The organism is Streptomyces sp. NBC_01352, from assembly GCF_036237295.1.
GTDB lineage: Bacteria > Actinomycetota > Actinomycetes > Streptomycetales > Streptomycetaceae > Streptomyces > Streptomyces plumbiresistens.
The window spans coordinates 9,860,054-9,878,996 of sequence record NZ_CP108354.1; the positions used below are offsets into that span (position 1 = coordinate 9,860,054).

The 18,943-nt window shown below is 70.1% G+C and carries 22 protein-coding genes and 2 pseudogenes; 3 read left to right on the forward strand and 21 right to left on the reverse strand.

From position 1 onward, the window contains the following. The first annotated feature begins 45 nt into the window (after positions 1-45). On the forward strand, positions 46-906 hold the full coding sequence (locus tag OG252_RS45140) for a TetR/AcrR family transcriptional regulator (protein ID WP_329343632.1): 861 nt from the start codon (positions 46-48) through the stop codon (positions 904-906). 1,390 nt (positions 907-2,296) lie between these two features. Here OG252_RS45140 and OG252_RS45145 read toward each other — a convergent pair. Continuing rightward, the gene (locus OG252_RS45145) at positions 2,297-3,184 is read right to left on the reverse strand and encodes a TetR/AcrR family transcriptional regulator (RefSeq protein WP_329343634.1); all 888 of its coding nucleotides are present in this window, start codon (positions 3,182-3,184) and stop codon (positions 2,297-2,299) included. A gap of 450 nt (positions 3,185-3,634) precedes the next feature. Here OG252_RS45145 and OG252_RS45150 point away from each other — a divergent pair. Further along, positions 3,635-3,727, forward strand: a pseudogene (locus tag OG252_RS45150) (transporter); the annotation flags it as partial. Positions 3,728-4,628: 901 nt separating this feature from the next. Beyond that, the gene (locus OG252_RS45155; protein ID WP_329343636.1) at positions 4,629-5,258 is read left to right on the forward strand and encodes a hypothetical protein; all 630 of its coding nucleotides are present in this window, start codon (positions 4,629-4,631) and stop codon (positions 5,256-5,258) included. Here OG252_RS45155 and OG252_RS45160 read toward each other — a convergent pair. From OG252_RS45160 to OG252_RS45255, 20 genes and pseudogenes are all read right to left on the reverse strand, one after another. Then, a complete protein-coding gene (locus OG252_RS45160) occupies positions 5,236-6,363 on the reverse strand; it encodes a DnaB-like helicase N-terminal domain-containing protein (RefSeq protein WP_329343638.1) in 1,128 nt (375 codons plus the stop codon). The genes OG252_RS45155 and OG252_RS45160 overlap by 23 nt on opposite strands. Next, the gene (locus OG252_RS45165) at positions 6,363-7,628 is read right to left on the reverse strand and encodes a DNA cytosine methyltransferase (RefSeq protein WP_329345364.1); all 1,266 of its coding nucleotides are present in this window, start codon (positions 7,626-7,628) and stop codon (positions 6,363-6,365) included. The genes OG252_RS45160 and OG252_RS45165 overlap by 1 nt, the downstream gene beginning before the upstream one ends. Before the next feature lie 5 nt (positions 7,629-7,633). Beyond that, positions 7,634-7,771 (reverse strand): hypothetical protein, encoded by a 138-nt coding sequence (locus OG252_RS45170; RefSeq protein WP_329343640.1) that lies wholly within the window; start codon positions 7,769-7,771, stop codon positions 7,634-7,636. Positions 7,772-7,848: 77 nt separating this feature from the next. Further along, complete coding sequence (locus tag OG252_RS45175) at positions 7,849-9,645, reverse strand: type IV secretory system conjugative DNA transfer family protein (protein WP_329343642.1); 1,797 nt, start codon at positions 9,643-9,645, stop codon at positions 7,849-7,851. 48 nt (positions 9,646-9,693) lie between these two features. Further along, positions 9,694-10,182, reverse strand: coding sequence for a DUF317 domain-containing protein (locus OG252_RS45180; protein ID WP_329343645.1), 489 nt, complete (start codon positions 10,180-10,182; stop codon positions 9,694-9,696). A 58-nt stretch (positions 10,183-10,240) separates the two neighbouring features. After that, positions 10,241-10,330: pseudogene (locus tag OG252_RS45185) on the reverse strand (DUF317 domain-containing protein); the annotation flags it as partial. 108 nt (positions 10,331-10,438) lie between these two features. Beyond that, positions 10,439-11,047, reverse strand: coding sequence for a hypothetical protein (locus OG252_RS45190; RefSeq protein WP_329343647.1), 609 nt, complete (start codon positions 11,045-11,047; stop codon positions 10,439-10,441). A 69-nt stretch (positions 11,048-11,116) separates the two neighbouring features. Beyond that, complete coding sequence (locus OG252_RS45195; RefSeq protein WP_329343649.1) at positions 11,117-11,935, reverse strand: DUF317 domain-containing protein; 819 nt, start codon at positions 11,933-11,935, stop codon at positions 11,117-11,119. Beyond that, complete coding sequence (locus OG252_RS45200) at positions 11,932-12,285, reverse strand: hypothetical protein (protein WP_329343651.1); 354 nt, start codon at positions 12,283-12,285, stop codon at positions 11,932-11,934. Before OG252_RS45200 ends, OG252_RS45195 begins: the two co-directional genes overlap by 4 nt. A gap of 140 nt (positions 12,286-12,425) precedes the next feature. Beyond that, a complete protein-coding gene (locus tag OG252_RS45205; RefSeq protein ID WP_329343653.1) occupies positions 12,426-12,581 on the reverse strand; it encodes a hypothetical protein in 156 nt (51 codons plus the stop codon). A gap of 88 nt (positions 12,582-12,669) precedes the next feature. Continuing rightward, positions 12,670-13,476, reverse strand: coding sequence for a DUF317 domain-containing protein (locus OG252_RS45210; protein ID WP_329343654.1), 807 nt, complete (start codon positions 13,474-13,476; stop codon positions 12,670-12,672). Further along, positions 13,473-13,868 carry a hypothetical protein gene (locus tag OG252_RS45215; protein WP_329343656.1) on the reverse strand — a complete coding sequence of 132 codons (396 nt, stop codon included), beginning with the start codon at positions 13,866-13,868 and terminating at the stop codon, positions 13,473-13,475. Before OG252_RS45215 ends, OG252_RS45210 begins: the two co-directional genes overlap by 4 nt. Before the next feature lie 307 nt (positions 13,869-14,175). Then, entirely contained in the window at positions 14,176-14,985 is an 810-nt protein-coding gene (locus tag OG252_RS45220) for a hypothetical protein (RefSeq protein WP_329343658.1), read from the reverse strand. Positions 14,986-15,014: 29 nt separating this feature from the next. Continuing rightward, positions 15,015-15,683, reverse strand: coding sequence for a hypothetical protein (locus OG252_RS45225; protein ID WP_329343660.1), 669 nt, complete (start codon positions 15,681-15,683; stop codon positions 15,015-15,017). Further along, complete coding sequence (locus OG252_RS45230; protein ID WP_329343661.1) at positions 15,680-16,438, reverse strand: hypothetical protein; 759 nt, start codon at positions 16,436-16,438, stop codon at positions 15,680-15,682. The genes OG252_RS45225 and OG252_RS45230 overlap by 4 nt, the downstream gene beginning before the upstream one ends. Before the next feature lie 30 nt (positions 16,439-16,468). Then, positions 16,469-17,179 (reverse strand): hypothetical protein, encoded by a 711-nt coding sequence (locus OG252_RS45235; protein ID WP_329343663.1) that lies wholly within the window; start codon positions 17,177-17,179, stop codon positions 16,469-16,471. A 21-nt stretch (positions 17,180-17,200) separates the two neighbouring features. Next, a complete protein-coding gene (locus OG252_RS45240; protein ID WP_329343665.1) occupies positions 17,201-17,326 on the reverse strand; it encodes a hypothetical protein in 126 nt (41 codons plus the stop codon). An 82-nt stretch (positions 17,327-17,408) separates the two neighbouring features. Beyond that, on the reverse strand, positions 17,409-17,744 hold the full coding sequence (locus OG252_RS45245) for a hypothetical protein (protein ID WP_329343667.1): 336 nt from the start codon (positions 17,742-17,744) through the stop codon (positions 17,409-17,411). Positions 17,745-17,846: 102 nt separating this feature from the next. Further along, positions 17,847-18,269 (reverse strand): hypothetical protein, encoded by a 423-nt coding sequence (locus tag OG252_RS45250; protein WP_329343669.1) that lies wholly within the window; start codon positions 18,267-18,269, stop codon positions 17,847-17,849. A gap of 109 nt (positions 18,270-18,378) precedes the next feature. Further along, complete coding sequence (locus OG252_RS45255; RefSeq protein WP_329343671.1) at positions 18,379-18,876, reverse strand: hypothetical protein; 498 nt, start codon at positions 18,874-18,876, stop codon at positions 18,379-18,381. Positions 18,877-18,943 lie beyond the last annotated feature (67 nt).

Genomic DNA, 18,943 nt, shown 5'->3' on the forward strand with positions numbered 1-18,943 from the left:
CCGATTCACTGGCTTGATACACGATTACAGGGTAGATTGAATGGTGTGTCAAATGGTGAGCGTCTCTCCTCTGTTCCTTCCGAGCTGGTGCAGGCCGCGCTGCGCGTGGCCCAGGCCCGCAAATCGGCCGTCGCTGATGTGCCACTCCAGGCCATCGCGGGGGAAGCAGGCATCTCCCGCAGCACGCTGCTGCGCCGCCTCGGCGGCGGCCGACAGGCTCTCGATGAAGCGGTACGAGCTGTCGGCGTCGACCCGGGCGGGCAGAAGCCCGTGCGCGAACGCGCCATCGAAGCCGGAGCGGCACTGATCAGCAGCCAGGGACTGGCGTCTCTGTCCCTGGAACGCGTCGCCGCCGCGGCCCAGTGCTCGGTCCATAGCCTCTACGCCGCGTTCGGCGGCCGGGACGAGATGCTCCAGGCCATCTTCCTGCGCTACAGCCCGATCGTGGACGTCGAGGCGGTCGTGGCATCACAGCCGGCGGACCTGGAAAGCACGGTCCGGCAGATCTACGCGCTCATGGCAGCGGCTGTCAGCCGCGAACCCCGCGTCATGCCGGCCATCCTCGCCGAACTCCTGGCGCGCCCGCAGGATGAGTCACTCCAGCCCCTCGTCCAGTACATCTTCCCCCGCCTGTTCGCGGGCGTCGGAAAGTGGCTCACCGCCGAAATCGCGGCAGGCCGCATCCGCGACCTGCCACCACTGCTGCTCATCCAGCAGATGTCGAGCCCCCTGGTCATGCACCTCCTCCTCCGGCCGGCCACGCAACAGGTCCCCGACCTGCCGGCCCCGCCCATCGAGGAGGTGTGCGACACCTTCGCTGAAGCCTTCCTGCGCGCCGTCGCCCTTCCCGCCCCGGGCGGCCCAGGACCGCGGCCCGACGGAGACGGCGGTGACCACGCAGGCTGATTGAGGAAGCTTCAAGTCGCGCCCCGAGGGCGGCGGCCAGCTGTGCCTTGGAGCTCAAGGCCGGGTCGAAGCGGCTCGCACGCGAAGCGGTGGGCAGGTGTTGGGGATGTGTGCAGAACAGGTGGTACACGCGGGCGATCCACACCGTGGTCACGGTGACGATGCCGATCTCCGTCTTGCGTGCCAGCCCAGCCGCTGCCGACCTACGTGCGCAGTCACCGGCCGTCCCTGAGCTTTCGGGAGTCGTCGGAAGAATTCTCAGCGCCGATGCCGGACTCCTTACCCAGAGGGAGGCGCCGAGGCCGTACGGGGGTGTCGTTGGCGCTGGATGCTGTCTTCCCCGTCCCTCCACGTCGACGGCAGAAGAAATGGGGCGGAGGGCTCCTCCACGACGAACCGGCAATCCTCAGTCGGGTTGTCGACGAGGGTGACCGGAACAAACCATCCCAGGCCATCGCCGATTTCGCCGCCGAGCGCGACCGATGGCCGCCCGCGAGAGCACGGGCGAAGCCCTCGCGGCGGTGCAGCGGGGCCAGCTCGACGTGACGGGGGCAGCGCGCCGCGGAAGCCCCGGTGAACACCGGCAAGAACCCGGACGGGGTTGCTGGTCAGTACGACGACGGCGTCCGAGGTACGAGCCAGGAGCTGCGTCAACCCGACAGCGGCATGCTGCCGTCGGCAGGTGTACATCGTGGACGACCACGCGTCGGACGACTCCGGCGCGGCGCACGCCCGGTGCAGCCAGTGCTGTGCAGAGGAACCGTTCAGGTCGAAGGAGGCTTCGGCCATCGCGGACGGCATCCCTACGCCAGCCTCCTGGGCCGGATCGAGTGCCGAAGCCGCGAGCCGACACCGACGAGTCGCGGTGGTGCGACCGCTTCCCAGTCCCTGGGCATTCCCGCGCGCAACTCACCGCTGGACAGCGCGCAGACGTCACCATCGCGCTGCTGAACGGATAACTCCCACCTGCTCACTGGCGCAGGGGCAAGAACTATCGAGACTACCCAAACGTCCCGGCGAGCAGCGCAGCCGCTGCCGGCGGGGTGCGCAGGCGATCCGGTCTCCTCGAATCGTTGGCGCTGGGCGTACCCCTGCCTCATACGCCGCTGAATCGACGGCCGTTGTGGGACAACAGCCCAGGTCGTCGGCCCGGTAGTCATCACCACATTCAGACAGCACCGTCCGCATCGTGCAGCGTGCAGAGTGACGACGGACCCTTCGGGCACCCGTCCCGGCTGGTCGCCGAGCGAGCTACCGGACGCGGGGGATGCGGGGAACTGGTGGCGCGATGCCGCCGACTTCATGCCCCGGCGAGACCCGAAACGCGCCCGAGGGCCCCGCCGACAAGGCTCGCGGCAGTACGACAGCCTGTCTCCATGCGACGTGAGCATCAGGTCCCGTCATGACCGGGGACCGGGGCTACGGCGTGCAGGAAGCTCTGTGTGAAGACCTCGATGGCCTCCGTGGATGTGGGCAGGGCCGCGTCGGTCAGGTTCGCGGCAGCAGGGCGCATGAGGAAGTGAGTGAGAACGGGGCCGGTCATCTGCTGGGCGAGGAGCAGCGGGGGAAGGTCGCGGATGCGACCAGTGGCGATTTCGCTGGTGAGCCACTGCCCCACGCCGTTGATCATGCGGGCGAAGGCGTGCTGATAGATCGATTGGACAACCGGGTCGTCGGGACGTGACAGGACATCGGCGAGCATGGCCGGCAGAACCCGCGGCTCGCGGTTGAGGGTGTCGATCAGCAGGCGGTAGATCTTGCGAACCGTTTGAGGCAGGCCCTCGCGCGGACCCGCGAGGAAGGCTTCGACGTCGTCCAGGACCAGGCTGTAGCGCTCGTAGACGGCCTGCAGCAACCCATCTCGACCGCCGAACGCCACGTACAGGCTGGGCACGGAGCACAGGGCGCCGTACGCCACCCGCTCCAGCGTGACCGACGCGAGCCCGCGCTCGCTGATGAGGTCGGCTGCAGCCTCCACCGCGCGCTCGCGGACCGGCTTTCGCCCTCCGGGGTTCACTCCAGCGGCACGCACTGCCTCATCCAGGGCGTGGCGGGTTCCCCCCAAGTGGCGCAGCAACGTGCTACGTGACATGTGCGCCTCCTCTGCCACGGCGATCAGGGGAACTTCGGCGACCGGGATGCCCCGGGCGCGCGACGCGCGCAGCGCTGCCTGCACCAGGTCCTCGGGTATCGATCGTGGTGAATGATCACTGACGTTTGACACATTCATAAGTGTATCGTTGAACCAGATGTCAAAATGGGCGTCGCGGGAGGTCATCGGTTTGCGGTGGCATTCGACGACGCGTCGTCTCCCTGCGAGTGCCTTGACCGCTCTGGAGAACTCCGTTGTTGCCCAGCAGCTGACGCGGCTCACGGTCCACGACCTCGCGCCCTTTCACCAGGGCGAGCGGGTGACCTGCAGGCCCGCCCCCGTCACAGCGAACTTCAGAGATACCGAAGATGCGGTCGGCGCCTGCTGTCCGCCAACCGAACGGAAATGGAAAGACGGAAGAAGACACGAGCACGACTCATGGACCAGCCCGAGGACTTCGAGAAACTCGGGACCAACCCGCACCAGGTCGAAGTGCGGGAGGAAGGCCGCTGCGACGGCGGTAACCCCGACCCCAACGAGGTGTGGTCCTTCGACGCGGCGCTGGACGACGGCACAAAGTCGTCATCGGGTTCCGTCAGAAGGACCCCCACCACTTGGGCGCTCAAGACGACACCCCACGGGACGGGTGATCTGGAGGTGCAGCTTCGTACGCCGCGAGACGTGGAGCGGGCGCAGGATCAGTTCCGGGCCGGCTACGCGGCGGCGTGAACGTCTGGCTGCTCTGTGGCCGTGAAGTGGTGCCTTTCGACGTGCGAGTAGGGCGTGGCGGTGGACTATCAATGCTGCGCCGGATCGCCGGTGTGGCTAGCCGGCGATCCCGCGCTATGTTGTCCCGCTTGCCGTTGATCAGCGGGAACGGCTGGCAGCGGGGCCGGCCGTTCCCGCCGGAGCGGCTGACGGACTGGCGACGAGATTCGTCCTACGTGCGGCGTCCGCGGTCTGCGGCCGGCGAGTTCCGGTGGGCGAGGGTCTGAGAGAAGGTCTGCCAGCAGCGAACTCGGGGTGTGGGGGGACCCGCTGAGGGTCGTGGGCCTGTCCGGGGCGGGCCAGCCCAGGCGGTCCAGGTGGCCAGGTTCTGGCTCGGGTGCTGGGTGGTGAAGGCGTCGAACTGGAGGTCCGCGTCCCCGGTGGGGGACGTCCAGCGGATCCATCGCCCGTCCACGTTGTGCTTCCACCCGGCGTCGGAGAGGGGCTGTGTGGCTGCGGTGACCATCTTCTCGTCCACCGGGGCGCCGATGGCCGCGTCCCAGCCGTCGCCTCGGCGATGTGATTCAGCAGTTCCTCCAACATTTGGGCGGGGGGTGGCGCCGGTCGCGGTGAGACCCACATGCGGTCGGACGCGGGTGTCTCGTAGGCGGCTACGGTCCACGCTGTTTCGGTGGCGTGGGTTTCGTGGACGCTCTCGATGCGCAGGATCTGGGACTCGTGGATGGCGTGGGTCGTCTCGTCCGACCGAGTCCGGTACTTCTCCCAGTCGCCGTTGTGGTTGAGGAAGATGTTGAAGACGGCTTCGTGGTCGCCGGGTCGGCGGCGTAGTCGCTACCTGCTCGACCAACGGCGCACCGGTGTCGGTCGGGGCCGTGTCGGGCGGGGTGAGGCTGGTGCGGGCGTGGGCGATGAGGACTTGGGCCGGTGGGGCGAAGGCACCGGTGACGTGACGCAAGTGGTTCTCGCCGTGCAGGTGGACGCTCTTGCCGGTGTCACGGCAGGTGCCGACGGCCACGGTGTCCCAGCCGGTCTCTGCGTGGGCGTGGGCATGCGGGACCAGCCGACCGTCGCGGATGGCATCGGGGATCTTCTGCGCTTGGTTGGAACACTCGTGGATCTCGCCACGACTGAGGCCGGACGTGGGGTGGTTGACCCATGTCCATTCCTCGTCGATGGCTTCCCGCAAGCCGGGCCTGATCTCTGCGGTGATGCCTTCGGCGTGCAGAGCGTGGGTGGCCTTCCCGGCCCAGTTCGGCTCCTCGCGATCGATCCGGGCCAGGACCATGGTGCGCTCGTCGAGAGAGTCGAAGCCGCGGGCGGACAGGAGGGCCTGGGCGGTGCGGCTGTGCCTGTCGGTCAAGCGTGCGACGACGGCGGTGGGGCGGGATGGACATTGAGGAAGACGTGGGCGTCGAGGCGGACGGTGGCGTCGGGAGGAATGCCGGGCATGGAAGACGGTCTCGTTTCGGGTCCGGGCCTGGCCGGCGGACGGCCGGGCCCGATCGTGGTCATCGGTGGGCGCGCGGGCTGAGTAGTGCGGGCTGGGGCGGAGGGCCGGTTGCGTGGGGTGGTTGCCCGCGGCGTGCCGGCTGGCTTTCGGCGGGAGCGGGCGAGGGTGCTGTGGCGCGCATCCAGCGGGTACGCAGGGAGTTGAGGTCGGCCAGGGCGCGGCGGCTGCCGGTGACGAGCTGGTGGGGGGTGTTGGCCAGGTCGTCGGTGTAGGCGGTGATCCGTGCGGCGACCGTCTGGGCGCGGGCGAGGAGAGCGCGTTGGAGGATCTTCTCGCCCCAGTACTCGGGGGAGCCGGCGGGCGTGGAGACCAGGGCCATCAGGTCCTCGGGTGTCAGGGTGCCGGTGAGCAGGCCGCGGTGCTGGGCCTCGCCGAGGACGGTGATGGGGTCGACCATGTCGCCGCGGTGGACCAGCGAGGTGATGGACTGCCAGAGCACGGCGTGCAGCGGCAGCAGGAAGTCCGCCTCGGTCAGCCACCGCATGTGCTGCACCTCCGCCGGGTAGGCGGTGGCGGTCGCCAGGAGGAGGCGTTCTTCGTCGAGGTCCTCCTCGCCCGCCGGCTGTGGGACATCCGCAGGGAGTGGAGTGCGGGGGAAGGAGCCGGGGTGCGGGGCGAATTGTGCGGCGAGGGCGTCCAGGACGCGGCCGATGTCGTCGGCCATGCCGAGTGTCGAGGCAGCCGGGTGGGGCACGCCAGGGTCCGTTGCGGTGGACGCGAGACGCTCGGCGTGGGCGCGCAGAACTCTGCGGGCATTGTCGGCGCGGATCATCCGGGCGTACGCCGCCGCGTGCTTGGGCAGCGGGCAGAACTGGATGAGGGTGTGAAGGTAGGAGGCGTTCAGGCCGGGAGCGTGCGGACGCGCATGGTCCAGAACTGCGTTGAGCCAGGCGGCGTCCTTGGCGTGGTCGGCCGGGTTGGGCGGCGGGAGTGTGCGGATCGCGGTGAACAGGGCGGCGTGGGTGTGGCTGTCGAAGTGGTGAGCGATCAGCGGCTCGGTGTCGGCTAGACGCGCAGGTTCCAGGAGGAGAGCGCCGAGCAGGGCCTGCTCGGCGTAGTGGACCGGCTTCGGCGCCGGTGTGCGGTCGAGGTCGTCGTCCTCGTCGGGTTCGGGGGTGTGGGGCATCAGGCGGCGAGAGTGAAGTCGTCGGGGTTGAAGGGCTTGTTCAGGTGCGGGGCGAGCAGGTGGGCTGCCAGACGCGGGGGGACGGCGTTGCCGATCTGCGAGAAGGTCTGACCCTTGTTGCCCTGCCACGGGTAGTCGGCGGGGAAGCTTTGCAACACGCCCGCTTCCCGGGCGGTGATCTTGATCGGGGTCGGCGCCGCTCGCTGCTCGTCGTCCGGAAGGCCGGAGGCGGTGTCGGCGACCCAGGTGCACTCGTTGACCTGGTGGCCGAAGAACAGGGTGTCGGCGGGCTCGTCGGCCCGGCGCACGGTGGCGTTGGTCTGGTTGTTGCTGCGCAGTGACCACGACCAGCGGTGCGCCTCGGCGGTGAACGTGGATGCCGGAGCATCTGCGGTGCGGTTCTCACCGGGCCGGGAGGCCCAGTCGGAGCCTTCCCTGCGTGAGGCCAGGACGAGTTCGGCGTCGGGGTGTGGTGTCCAGGTGCCGCGGTCGCGGGCGTCGGTCAGGGTCTTGCGTGAGCCGGAGGGGAAGGGTTCGGGGCCGCCTCCCGGCCCGCCGCCGGCGCACACGGTGGGCACAGGACGGTCGGTGGCGCCCCAGCCCAGGGCTTCGGCCATGGATACCCAGCGGGCGCGGCCGGGCCCGAACAGCGACTCCGGTTCGGCCAACTGCGCGTGGGTGGGCGGCGGAGGTTCGGCGGTGCGCGTGCGGGAGGCGAGCAGGATCGCCCGCTTCCTCGTCTGAGGGACGCCGTAGTCGGCGGCGTTGAGGATGCCGGTCCATACGGAGAATCCCCAGCCCCGCAGGATCGCCGCGTACTGCCGCCACAGGGGCAGGACGTCGGGGACTTCCTCCATGAGCACCCACTCCGGCTCGCCGACGCTGTTGAGGGCGTGCAGGTAGCGCATGGGCTCGGCAGCGAGAAGGGAGCGCTGGTCCGCGCACGCGCCGAGCAACTGCTCGCGGGCGTCGCGTCCGGCGGCAAGGTCGGCGACGGCCTGGTGAACGAGGGGCTGGTCAACCAGGCCGAGACGCTTGCCCGCCATGCTCCATGCCTGACAGGGAGGGGAGGCGATCAGCCCGAGGATCCGGCCGGAGAAGATCCAAGCCGGATAGACGGCGACATCGGTCCGGATCGTCAACTGACCTGCCCGGGCACGGGTTTTGCAGGCCCACTCATCCCACTCCAGGCCCACATCCCGCGCGCCGAGGACGGTGAGCGCGTGGCTCCAGCCGCCGGGACCGGCGAACAAGTCGAGGATGATCCGCCTCAAGAAGCCAACCCGAAGCAGAGCAGGCCGATGTGCCGGGTGGCGGCGAACAGGCAACTTCCATCACCAGTGATCCGGTGGTCGCGGTGGTCGCGGAGGTCGGCGAGCACGGCATCCACGGCTTCGTGCGGCTCCATGTTGTCCAGGTCGGCGGGCTCGTAGGTGTGAATGGGCGCCTCCGTGGGCGAGTTGAGTGGGAGAGGCGGGGCGTGGACTAGGCGGCGGTGCCGAAGGCGGTCTGCTTCGGGGCGGCCTTGGCGACGGCGCGTTCGGTGATGCCCTTGGACGCGCGGGCGGAGGCGGCCGAGAGTTCGCCGGCGCCGGGCTCGAGATACCAAGGGCGCAGGTCGAGCATGGCCGCGCGCATGCCGGTGGCGAACGCGAGCGCGGTGCCCTTGGGCAGGGCGCGGATGGCGTCGGCGGCCAGGATTCGTTCCTGTCGCATGCTGACGGACGTGGACTTACCGGATCCGGAGGTCGAGGTGGAAGTGGTCTCGACGTCGTGGTCACCGATCAGGCGGGACAGCTTGTCGGCGAAGTCCGGGTCGTCGATTCCGGACCCGATGACCTTGATCGTGGAGGCGGACCACATTGCGTCCATGCCGGCGTCGCCCCAGACTTTCTGGCCCTGGCGGTAGCTCTGCAGGATCGTGATGGGGATGATCCCGCGGCTGCCGAGGTGGGAGTACAGGTCCGGCAAATCGCTGATCTTGCAGACGTTGGCGGCCTCGTCGAGGATCGCCAGCATGGGTGGGTCGAGGCGTCCGCCGGCGCGTTCGGCCTGGGCGGTCGCGGCCCGCATGACTGAGTCCGCGCATGCGGCGATGAGGGCAGAGGCGCCGCCACCGCCGTCCTTCGACAGAAGATAGAGCGTGTCCTTCGAGGTAACGAACTCTCTCGGCTTGAACTCCGCCACGTCCTTCTGCGGTGTCACCCATGCGGCGATCTCGCTGTTGAGGAGGGCGGCGGCGTACTGGCGGGCGGTCTCGTAGATCCCGTCGCGGGTCTCCGGCGGGCCCTCCACGGTGCCCTTCAACTGCGCGGCGACGGCGGCGAACCCGTGGTCGCGCAGGATGTCCAGCGGGGTCCGGTCGGCGGGGAAGGCCAGCCACTGCATCACGTCGGTGATCGGCCGCTCGGCGAGCGCGGCGGCCAGGAACAGCTGCGAGAGGATGTTGGATCCCGCCTTGGACCAGAAGTCGCCCTGCTGGGAGGCGTCCACCGAGGCGGCGAGGAAGTGGCCGGCGAGGCGGCCGGCGCCGTCGAGGGTCTTGGCGTCGGACAGGGGGTTCCACCACATGGCCCGTTCGGCGTGGGCGATCTGCTGCGGGTCCATCGACCAGGTCCGGCCGACGGCAGCCCGCGCGTCGAGCGTGGCCGTGTAGGCGTCGCCCGCGGCCTTGTTGGAGGTGAGCAGGACCGGGCCGGGCGCGTTGAGGATGGAGGGGATCGCCAGCGACGTGGTCTTGCCGGACCGCGGCGCCATGATCGCGACGGCGACGTCCTCGTATCCCATGCGCACTTCGTGCTTCGTGCCCTGGAGATTGCCGAGCAGGATGCCGGTGTCGGCCGGTTCGAGGCGCTTGGCGTCCTTCAGACTTGGGCGCAATGATCTTGCCTTGGCGGTGATGGCCTTGGACAGCAGCGGCTCGATGTCCCGCTGCTTGGCCATCCCGGCGACGCGCTTCCTGCGTCCGCCTTTGCCGTCCTTGTGCCGCTTGTACAGCACGGCGGCCGCGATCCCGAGTGCGAGTAGCACGGCGCCGGGCAGGATGCGGGTGCCCAGCAGCAGGGACATGTCGCCGAGGCGGGGCCACAGCTGGTCGGGATGGAGCAGGGCCTGTACTGGCTGATAGGGCGCATGGGGACCGGTGTCGGTGGCCCAGGAGGTGAGGTTGCCGCCCAGCCACGCCAGGTTCGACAGGGGGACGGCGATGGCGAGGACGACGCCCAGGACGCGGAAGGCTATGTCGTAGCCGTCGGTGGACGAGGTGGAGGAGGGCTGAGGCAAGGGCTGTTCCAGGTACGTGGGTGAGGAGCGCGGCGCGGGCGGGTCCGGTCAGCGGGTGTGGCGCGGCGAAGGGCCGTGTGGCGGGGGTGGGGGAGTGGTCGATGGGCGGTGCCGGGCGGCGAGGGTGCTGACGCGTCGCTCCAGGGCGAAGGCGATGTCCGGCGCGGGGAGGTGATGGGTGTGCACGGTCATGCGGTCGCGGGCCAAGCCCGGGATCCGGCTCGGATCGCGGAGGATGGGCGTCCGGTCGGCGAGCGACTGCGTCACGGCGGCGATCAGATGCAAGGGGGTGGTGTTGGTGAACACGGCCCGCCAGATCGTCGGGTCCTGGATCACCGCGGTCTCGATGCTCCACAGATCCCGGCCAGGGGCACCGATCCGCCAGACGTGCACGATGTTGTCGGGTGAGACGAGGCTGCCGAGGTGGGGGGGCGTGTGCCAGCCGGCGTCCCGCAGCGGGGCGCAGGGATCGGGCGCTGCGGTGGGCGGGCCGGATGGATCGGTCAGGGCGTCGGTGAAGGCGGCGATGATCTCCACGGGGGGCGCGGGCTTCGAAGGTGGCCGTCCAGCCGGGGTGATCCGCGGTACACGCGTGCCGAATGGTCCACCAGCCCGGATCGTCCGGGTCGGGGTCCAGACGCAGCTGGATGAGCTGGTCCGGGCTGGCGAGCAGGACGCGCGGCATCAGCGGGTCGTGTCCGTAGCTCCAGCCAGCGGCGCGATGCAGCGGCACGGTGATCCACCCCGGCCGCGAGATAGCGCGGGGTGATGAGCGCCTGCTCGACGGTGTCGCTCACACGCACCACCGCCGGGCCGCAGACGACGCTGCGGCGGCCTTGGGCACGGGCGGCGCCGTGACCAGTGCTGGCGCGGATGCCTTCGCTCGCTTCTGCGCCAGCGCGTTGATGGCGAAGAGCGCCTGGCCGTGGATCGCCCAATGGTCGAGGTAGTGCCAGGCTTCCGCGTAGCTTTCGGCGAGCGGTTCATCGAACGCCTCGGTCCCGGGCCGGGCACTCGCGGGCAGTGCGCGGCGCACGGCGAGCCAGTCGTCGTGGACGGCGTACAGCCCCTTGGTGCTGTCGCGCAGTTCTCGCACCTGCCAGGCGTAGCGCCGGGTCAGGGCGGAGGCGGGCAGCTGGGCGAGCTGCTGTTCGGCGACGTGCACCAGTTCGTCGGCGTGGTCATATACCCGGCCGAAGGAGACCCAAGTGTCGGAGTCGCGCTGGCGCTGGCGCTGGCGCAGGCCGTAGGCGTCCTCGTCGTAGGGCTGGTGCGTGTCGGGGTCGGAGTGCTGGTCGGAGTAGGCGTCCCAGGCGGCGAGGATCTGCCTGCTTTCCCGCAGGTAGATGGCGAGTTGGCTTAGATAGAGGCAATGCGTCGGGCTCGCGGGTTCGAGTGACATGGTCAAGAGGGGCCTTTGGGCATGCGGTTCTGATGGGGGTGCGGTGCGGCCGGGGCCGCGCCGCGTGGTTCAGCGGCCCCGGGCCGCAGCAGCAGCCGTCTCGGTGGGGGGTGCCGGCGCGGGGTGCGTGGTCGGCGCACTGCTGCGGCGGGCCTTGCGGGCGGCGGCCCGGATGGCTTTCAGGCGCGCGTCGTGGGCGGCGGCCAGCTGCTCGCCCTGGGCGCCGCGTTCCACCTGGGTGACCAGGTGGGAGAGCGGGACGTCGTAGTGGCCGCGCGGCACGGGCGCGGGGTCGGTGAGGGCGGTAGCGAAGGCGGCGAGCAGGTGGCGGGGCGTGCGGTCGTCGAAGTACGCGTGCCACAGCCGCTGGTGGCCGCCGAGACCGGTGGGGAGCGCGACTTCGGCGCTCCAGCTGAAGTAGTCGCTCGTCAGCGTTGCCCGCCGCTCCATGGTGGTGATGCCGTCCGGATGACGCGCGCTCTCATTGCCCCGCTCGTCGCGCTCGTAGGTCCAGCCCGCTGCTTGCAGCGTCGGCCACACGTCCGGCTCCGCGACCGGCGCGGGCAGCAGGAGGGCGTCGGTGAACCCGGCGATGATCTCGGCGGGCGTGTTGCCGCCGAAAGACGCGTGCCAGCGCTGTGAGGAGATCCGCCACCAGGCGGAGTACGTGTCCGCAGCGGGCTCGAGCACGAGCGTGTGCCGGAAGTCGGGGCTGGCCAGGACGATATGGGGATAGTCAGGGTCGGCGTAGTTCTTCCAGCCGCCGGCCCGCAGCGCCTGGGTGACATGGCGCGGGTCGCCTGGCCCGGCGAGGTGACGGGGACTGGTGTCGAACCAGATACGAGACCAGGGGTCGTCGGCCTTGCTGAAGGTGGAGGGGCGGGTCACGGCGTCGTCGGCGGACCTGCGGGCGCGAACGCGTGGCCGCTCAGGCGCTGCATGTCCCAGTGCAGGGTGTGCCAGTCCGTGGCCTCCTGGGCGGCGTCCCGGAGCCCGTCGATGATCAGGCGGATCTCGTCCGTCTTGGGGATGGTGGCCTGGTGGGAGACGAGGCGCGTGGCGGTGCGCAGGACGTCGCCGAGCAGGATGGGGACGCCGGTGTCCTCGTCGAGGAGGCGAGCAAGTAGCGGCAGTACGTCGGGTACTGGCGGGTTGGTGCGCAGATAGTCCTTGAGCTGGGTCAGGGTTGCTGTCGCCTGCGCGATCTGGTCGGAGCTGGGGGGCGAGGGGTTGGGCATCAACGTCCTTGCGTGAAACGGGTGGTGAGGTGGTCGGGCCGGGTCGTTGCCCGGCAGGCGGCGCTTCCTTCGATGTGCCGGCCCCGGGGGACGAGGATCGGCCGGCCGGGGACGACTGAGGCGGCATGGTGCGCGGGGCATCATCGAGCCGCTGCCGGTGCATCAGCTGAAGCTGCTCCGGCGAGACGCAGCTCCAGGGTGAGACGGCGTTGCTGGTCGGGGATCTCCAACAAGACGTGGGGATACCCGGGCACCGAGCGGTTGCTCCAGCCGGCGGCGAGCAGGTACTCGGTCATGTGCCGTGGCATGACCTCGTCCAGCCACCGGGTGCGGTTGACCTGGTGATGGTGGGACCGTTGACGCGGGAGCAGAAGCGTTTGTGACTCACCGGGCCCAGCCCGACTGCCCGGTGTACGGGCGGGCGCCGGGAGAGGTGGGGGCCCGGTTGGTGGCGAAGGAGTTGCGGGCCCGTGTGGCCGCTCCGGCGGCGGTGATCCGGGCCTGCTGCCAGGCGCTGAGCTGGGACGGCAGGACGGACACGGAGGTGGTGCGGATCCGCTGGGAGGGCGGAACGTGGCCGAGGAGCCGCAGCACGGGCTTCGGGTCCGCGAGCGCCGTGCTGAATGCCTGCACCAGATGCATCGGCGTGGTCGGCGTGAACATCGCCTCCCACACACGGCCGTGTTCGTTGCGAGCACCGGCCCACCAGTGTGCCTGGCCGGGGCCGGACTGGTGGAAGCGGACGAAGGCATCGCCGTCCGGGCTGCGGGCGGTGAAGTGCTGGCCTCGCTCGGTCTCCCAGCCCTGTTGCTGCAGGGGCTCCCAAACGTTGGGGGCGTGCGCCTTGCGCTCCTTGAACAGGGCGTCGGTAATACCGGCGACGATTTCGACGGGCGTCTGCCGGCCGAAGGTGGCGTGCCATGCCTCCTGGTGCGCGGTCTGCTTCCCGCTGATGGTCCAGCCGCCGGGCTGAGTGAACGGGTCGTATCCGATGCGCACGGACTTGTCCGGGCTGTCGAAGACGAGGGGGCCTCCGCTCTTGGACTTGTCCTTCCACCCGGAGGCGCGCAGGTACTCGGTGACGTGGCGCAGGTCGCCGCCGCCGGCGAGATAGCGGGGCTCGACGAGGTAGTGCTGCTGGGCCTGCTGACCGGCGGCGCCCCAGCCGGACCACTGCTTGTTCTGTCTCACCGGTGCCGCCTGACGACCATCGCCGATCCGGCGGGCCGCGCAGCAGGGCTGGTGGACGGGGTGGCGGGCGTGGCGAGCTGTTCGATCGTGCCGGTGTGCTCGTTGAGATCCTCGCCCACGCTGTCGAGTTCGTTGGCCGCGCGGCCCAGGGCCAGCCACACCTCGGGGTGCAGGATGCCGCGCTGGGAGTGGTCCTGGGCGAAGCGTGATCCGGTGGCGACCAGGTCGGTGACTCGTCCGAGCAGACCCTCGTCGTAGTCGAGGACCTTGCCGAGAATCTGGGCGGCCTCGTGCGGCGGCGACTGGGCCAAGAGCTGCGTGAGCTGGCTGAGCTGGCGTGCGATGTCGTCAGCGAGCCGTACCGAGGTGAGGGGCGGCGGGGGGTTGGTCATGGGCCTCCTGAACGGGCCAGGTCGGGCTGCTAGTTGTGTTGGCGGATCTGGTGGCTGTCGACGAGAGGGAACATGTCCCGGCGACGGGCTTCGTCGAGGGCCGCTTCGGGGTGCCCGCCAGCCAGCAGGTTGGTCCGTGTGCGACTGCCGGCGGCGACGCCATGCAGGTAGCGGCGGAAGAGGGCGGTGACCAGGCGCGGCTTGCGGTCGGCTGCGATGGGCGGTGGGATGCGGTCGGTTTCGCGGGTGACAGGTACTCCAGGTGAGGGCTGGGCCGCCCCCCGTGCGGGGTCGGCGCGGTGGGTGGTCAGCGCGTACGACGAGGGCGCGACGCGCTCGGGGCAGGCGCTGCGGGCGCGGGTGCCGGCCGGTGTGCTGAGGATGCGGCGAGGGCGGCGCGGTAGGCGGTGCCGCCGAAGAGGCCCGTATCAATGGAGACCTGGAAGCCGTGGCGGGCCAGCAGCCACGTAGCCCGATCGGCCATGTCCTTCATGGCGATCTCGTCCATCTGGTCGGGGACTTGATGCCAGATCTCGCCCTCGCCGCCGTGGCGTTCGAGCCCGAGGCCGTCGAGCAGGACGAGCAGCTGCTCCGGGGCGCTGGTGCGGGTATCGACGTAGATCGTTCCGTCGCGGTGATAGAACTCAACGTCGACATCGTGCTCGTCCGCCAGGCTCACGAGCGGGACTCCCTTCGAGCGTGGCTCACCGCCGACGAGGTGTCGCCGGACTGCCGTGGGCCCGGACGACGGAGGCGGTCGCGGTGTGCGGCGCGGCTGCGGCGCCGGGCTGGCGGCGCACTGCCTCTGCGGCCTCCTGATAGGCGGCGGCGTCCCAGACGGCGTTGGTGATGTTGACCAGGTATCCGGCCACGAGCAGCGAGGAAACGCGCTGGTGGCGAGCCTCTTCTTCGCAGCCTCGGTGAGGCGGTCGGGGACCTCGTGCCAGACATAGACGGGCCCGGCCGTCGCCGCCGTCTTGCGTTCGAAGCCGAGGCTGTCGAGCAGGGCCAGGAGTTCCTCGGGCGCATCGGTGGGGGTGTCGGTGTGGACCGTGTCGGTCAGCGGTCTGATGTAGATCTCGATGTCGGTGCCTTCGTCGTCGGCGCGGTTTCCCACGTACGGCATGCTCCTGTTCTGGGATCGGGTCAGCGCTGTCGAACGGCGGGCGCAGCCAGTGGCGAGGGCGCTGTGGACACTGGGCGGTGGTGGGGCTGTGGTGCGGGGCCGGTCCGGTCGACGTCGTTGCGGACCTGCTCGATCTGCCAGGTGAGGGTGGACAGTTTGTTGACGATGGCCCCCAGCTGCATCGTCACCTGCGGGTCACGGCCGGTGTTCTTGAGACGCCGGCCCCACGAAGCCCAGGTCGCAAGCAGCGACTGCGCAAGGCGGGGTAGCAGGCCGTCGTCGGGTGCCGCGGACTCGGTCAGGACCGCCGCGACCTGCCGGTCATTGTCGGCATCCCGGCCGAGTGAGGTGAGCTGTTCGAGATGGCGGTGGGCGGCTTGCCGGTCGCTGCCCTGGGTGGCCAGGGTGTTGAGCGTGGGGTCGAGATGGACGCTGTACCCAGCCAGAAGCAGGGCAAGGGCTGCGGCGGTGGCACCCTGACGCTGCTCCCCGACGGGCAGGGCGTGCGGCAGGCGGTGGTAGTCGCCTCGTGGGCCTGGGGCGGAACGGAAGCCGCCGGCGGTCTGCAGGAGGCCGGCCGCGCGCTGGTCGCCCCCGATGGCAACGACCAGCGCGGTCTTCGGGTCCCGGGTGATGGTCACGTAATCCAGGACGAGGAACGTCGGCTCGTCCCCGTGTGCGAGAGTCACCGGCCCCGGTGCGGAGAGGTGACCGGCGGGCTCGGAGGCGCTACCGCGGTGGTGCCGAGGGCGGGCCGGGCGGGCGGATTACGTAGGACGACGCCGACGCCCAGCTCGGACAAGCGGTGGCCGGCGGCTCGTACGGACGCGGCCTGGTGCGCGGAGTCGTCACCGGACAGGACGAAGACGTCGTTTTCCGCGTCGAGGGCGAAGCCGTAGTCGGTCAGGGCCTGGACGATGTCGTCGCGGTCGGGCTTGTCGACGATGAGGGCGTCGCCGGACCAGGTCATCACCACGTGTTCCGGCTCGGCGGCCGGCGGCGTCGTGAGGCGGGCGGCGTTGGTGCGGACCTGGGCGAGGGCCTTGTCGTACCGGGGCAGCAGGTCGTAATGGATGTCCTCGGCGGCGCTGAACGGATCGGCGTCCACTGCGATTCCGTCGGGCTCGCGGACGCCACGGAACGCTTCGGCCGGTGCGTCGGTGGGGGCCATAGCGGCGATCAGGTAGCCCTCGCCGTGCCCGAGCGGGTCCGCGACGAACAGTCGGCTGCCGTCGTCGCGGGTCAGCACGGCGCAGTGGTGCACGGTGTGCTTGGCCAGGGTGTCGGCGACGTTGTTCATGTCCCACACGTGGTCGGTGAGGGCGTCGTGGTCGTTGTTGCCGCGGCGGTCCGGGTGGTACGTGCTGGTCCAGGCGCCGGGCAGTTCGCCGGCGAGGACGGCAGCGAACGGGCCGAGACGGGTGTCGGGGGTGGGGTCGTGCATGGTCTCCTCGAAGGGAATAGGGGGCGGGGGTCAGCGCCGCCTGTTTGCCGGGACTGCTGCGGTGGGTGCGGCGGCGGGGCTGGTGGTCAGGCGTGGCGGGGGTGCAGGACAGGCGCAGATGGCGGAGGTTTCGTGTTCGTCCGGCCCGACGTCGGCGGTGCACGCGCGGCGCTGGGGGTGGTTCTGGTGCCGGTCGGCGAGGTCGTTGCGCATGTGGGTGAGGTCGGACCGGATGACACCGAGCCGGTGCTCGCCGAGGTACTGCAGCCGCTTCGCGGTGTGCGGATCCGGGGCCTGGCCCAGGCCCTGGTAGAAGGCGGCGGTCGCGGAGAGGACTTCGCCCAGCGCGATGAGCACTCCGTCGTGGGAGGCGGTCAGTTCGGTCAGCGCGTCGGCGACCTCGCCGCTCGTGGTGGCTTCACGGATCCGCTCGGCGAGGTCGGCGACCAGCGAGCCGAGTGGCTGGTAGTGCGCCTCGCGCGTCTCGGTGTCGAAGGCGTCATCGGCGTCGACGTGGTAGCGCACAGCGCGCAGCCGGGCCACGGCGCGAGTGGCGAGACGTTCCTCCTCGGCTATGTCGAGACCGATGGGCAGGCGGTGATAGGTCTCGTGGAGGTGGACGACGGGGACAAAGCCGGTGCGTTGGAGGAGGCTGTGGGCTTCCGGATCGCGGCCGCGGGCGAGGACTTCTCCGGAGTGCGCGTCGCGCCCCAGGGTCAGGAAGCGATCGGCAAAGGCCAAGAAGCTGTTCTTTCTGTCGGGTCAGTGGGTCAGCCGGGTGCCGGGCGTGGGAGGTGCGGCGGTCATCCGGGTCGAGAGGGGCACCAGCCGTGCGGTAGGGGGCAGGGCGGCGGCGGTCGCGTCGAGGTCCTGCTGGACGCCGTACAAGCGGCGGGCGATCAGCTCCAGTTGGTGTCCTGCGGCCGGGCCGTAGGCGTGCGGGAGGCGATCGAGACGGTGGGCTGCGTGCTCAACGAGGCCGCAGCACGGTCGCGAGCGGACCGGTGTTCTCGTCGGCGAGCTGGCGGAGCAGTCCGGCGAGTTGAGTGGTGGCGTCGGCAGCACCTGGTGAAGTGCCGTTGCCCGCCGCGGTGGAGCGCTCCGAGAAGCGGGCGGTCTGCCCAGGATCAGGGCCGAGGAGGCGAGAACGGAGGTCCAGCTCGGCCTCGATACGTCGGCACTCGGCTGCCAGGAGCGGAAGCAACCGGTGGGGCTGCATGGTCCATGTGTCGTCCGGGCGGATGAGGTTGGCGAGCAGGTCGAGGCGGCCGGGCTGCTGACTCCTGCCACATCGCGTCCAGATCACGCAGGGCCTCGGCCAGGCGCATTGGCCACTGGGTACCGGCGACCGTCTCGATGGCGATCGAAGCCGCGCAGGCCAGGGCCGCGTTGCGCTCGGGGCTGGGGGTCATCGCCCGCCTCGGGCGTCGGCGACGTGCACCACCTGATTGAGGTGGTCGACCGAGTACCAGCCGCAGTCGACATCCCCGTCGGCGCCGGCCAGGCGAGGGACCAGGTAAGTGCGCAGCGCCTGCTGGTAGATGAGGCAGTCCGGGCAGCGGCTGGAGAGATGGACGAGGTAGCGCGGGTGAGCGGTGAGGTACGTGCGCTCGCCGCCTGCCGGGTCGTACAGCCGCCACCCATCCTCGTCGGTCGGCGTATGCCACGAGGGCGTGACGACCTTGTAGGCGTCTCCCCACAGCTCGCTGCCGGAGGTGCCCTTGAGGATGACGACCTGGTCGCCGGGCCGGAAGTGCTGGTGGGTGATGTCCCGTTCGGGGGTGACGACGTCACCTGGGGCATGCAGATGGCGGAAAACGGCATCGGGCACAGCAGGGGTTCCTTCCACTATCACGCGCAGGGGAGGCGGTGGGAGGAACAAGAATCCGGACGATCCCCGGTTTCGGTAACCGGTGATCGTCGGGTATAAGACGCCGTGTCTACCGGAACGGATTCTCGGTTCCGGTGTCGTCGCTGGTGGCGGCATCCAGGAGTTCGGGCAGGTCAGTGCCCTCGGCGTCGCGCTGATCGATCCACCACCCAACGCGGGTGACGGTGCGGATCGTGTCCTCCAGGGCAGCCCAGTCGGCCTCGTCCCAGCTGCCTTCGGTCACCAGCGCGCTGTACGCAGTCGTGACGAGCTGGTGGCGGGAGCGCTCACCCCAGGCGAGAGCCTTCTCGGGTCCTTCGAGCGGCGGCATGTCGAACCTCTCGGCCCACTCGGTGGCGGCCTGCTGTTCCTCCGCGCGCCTGGCGGCCAGCCACTCTTCCTTGCCGGCGCCGTCCTCGTCGCGGGTGGCCTTCCAGCAGTCGGTGCAGTCGCGCCCCTCCAGCCAGCGGGCGAATCCGGCCCGCCGGTCGGCGGGGCGGCTGGAAAGATCATGCGAGATTTCGTGTCCACATCTGTGGACGATGTTCCACGTCGTTCGGACGGCCATATGAGGGCGAATCTCCTTACTATCAGGGGTGGTTCGGTGTGTTCCGGGCGTTCGGCGTGACCTGGGC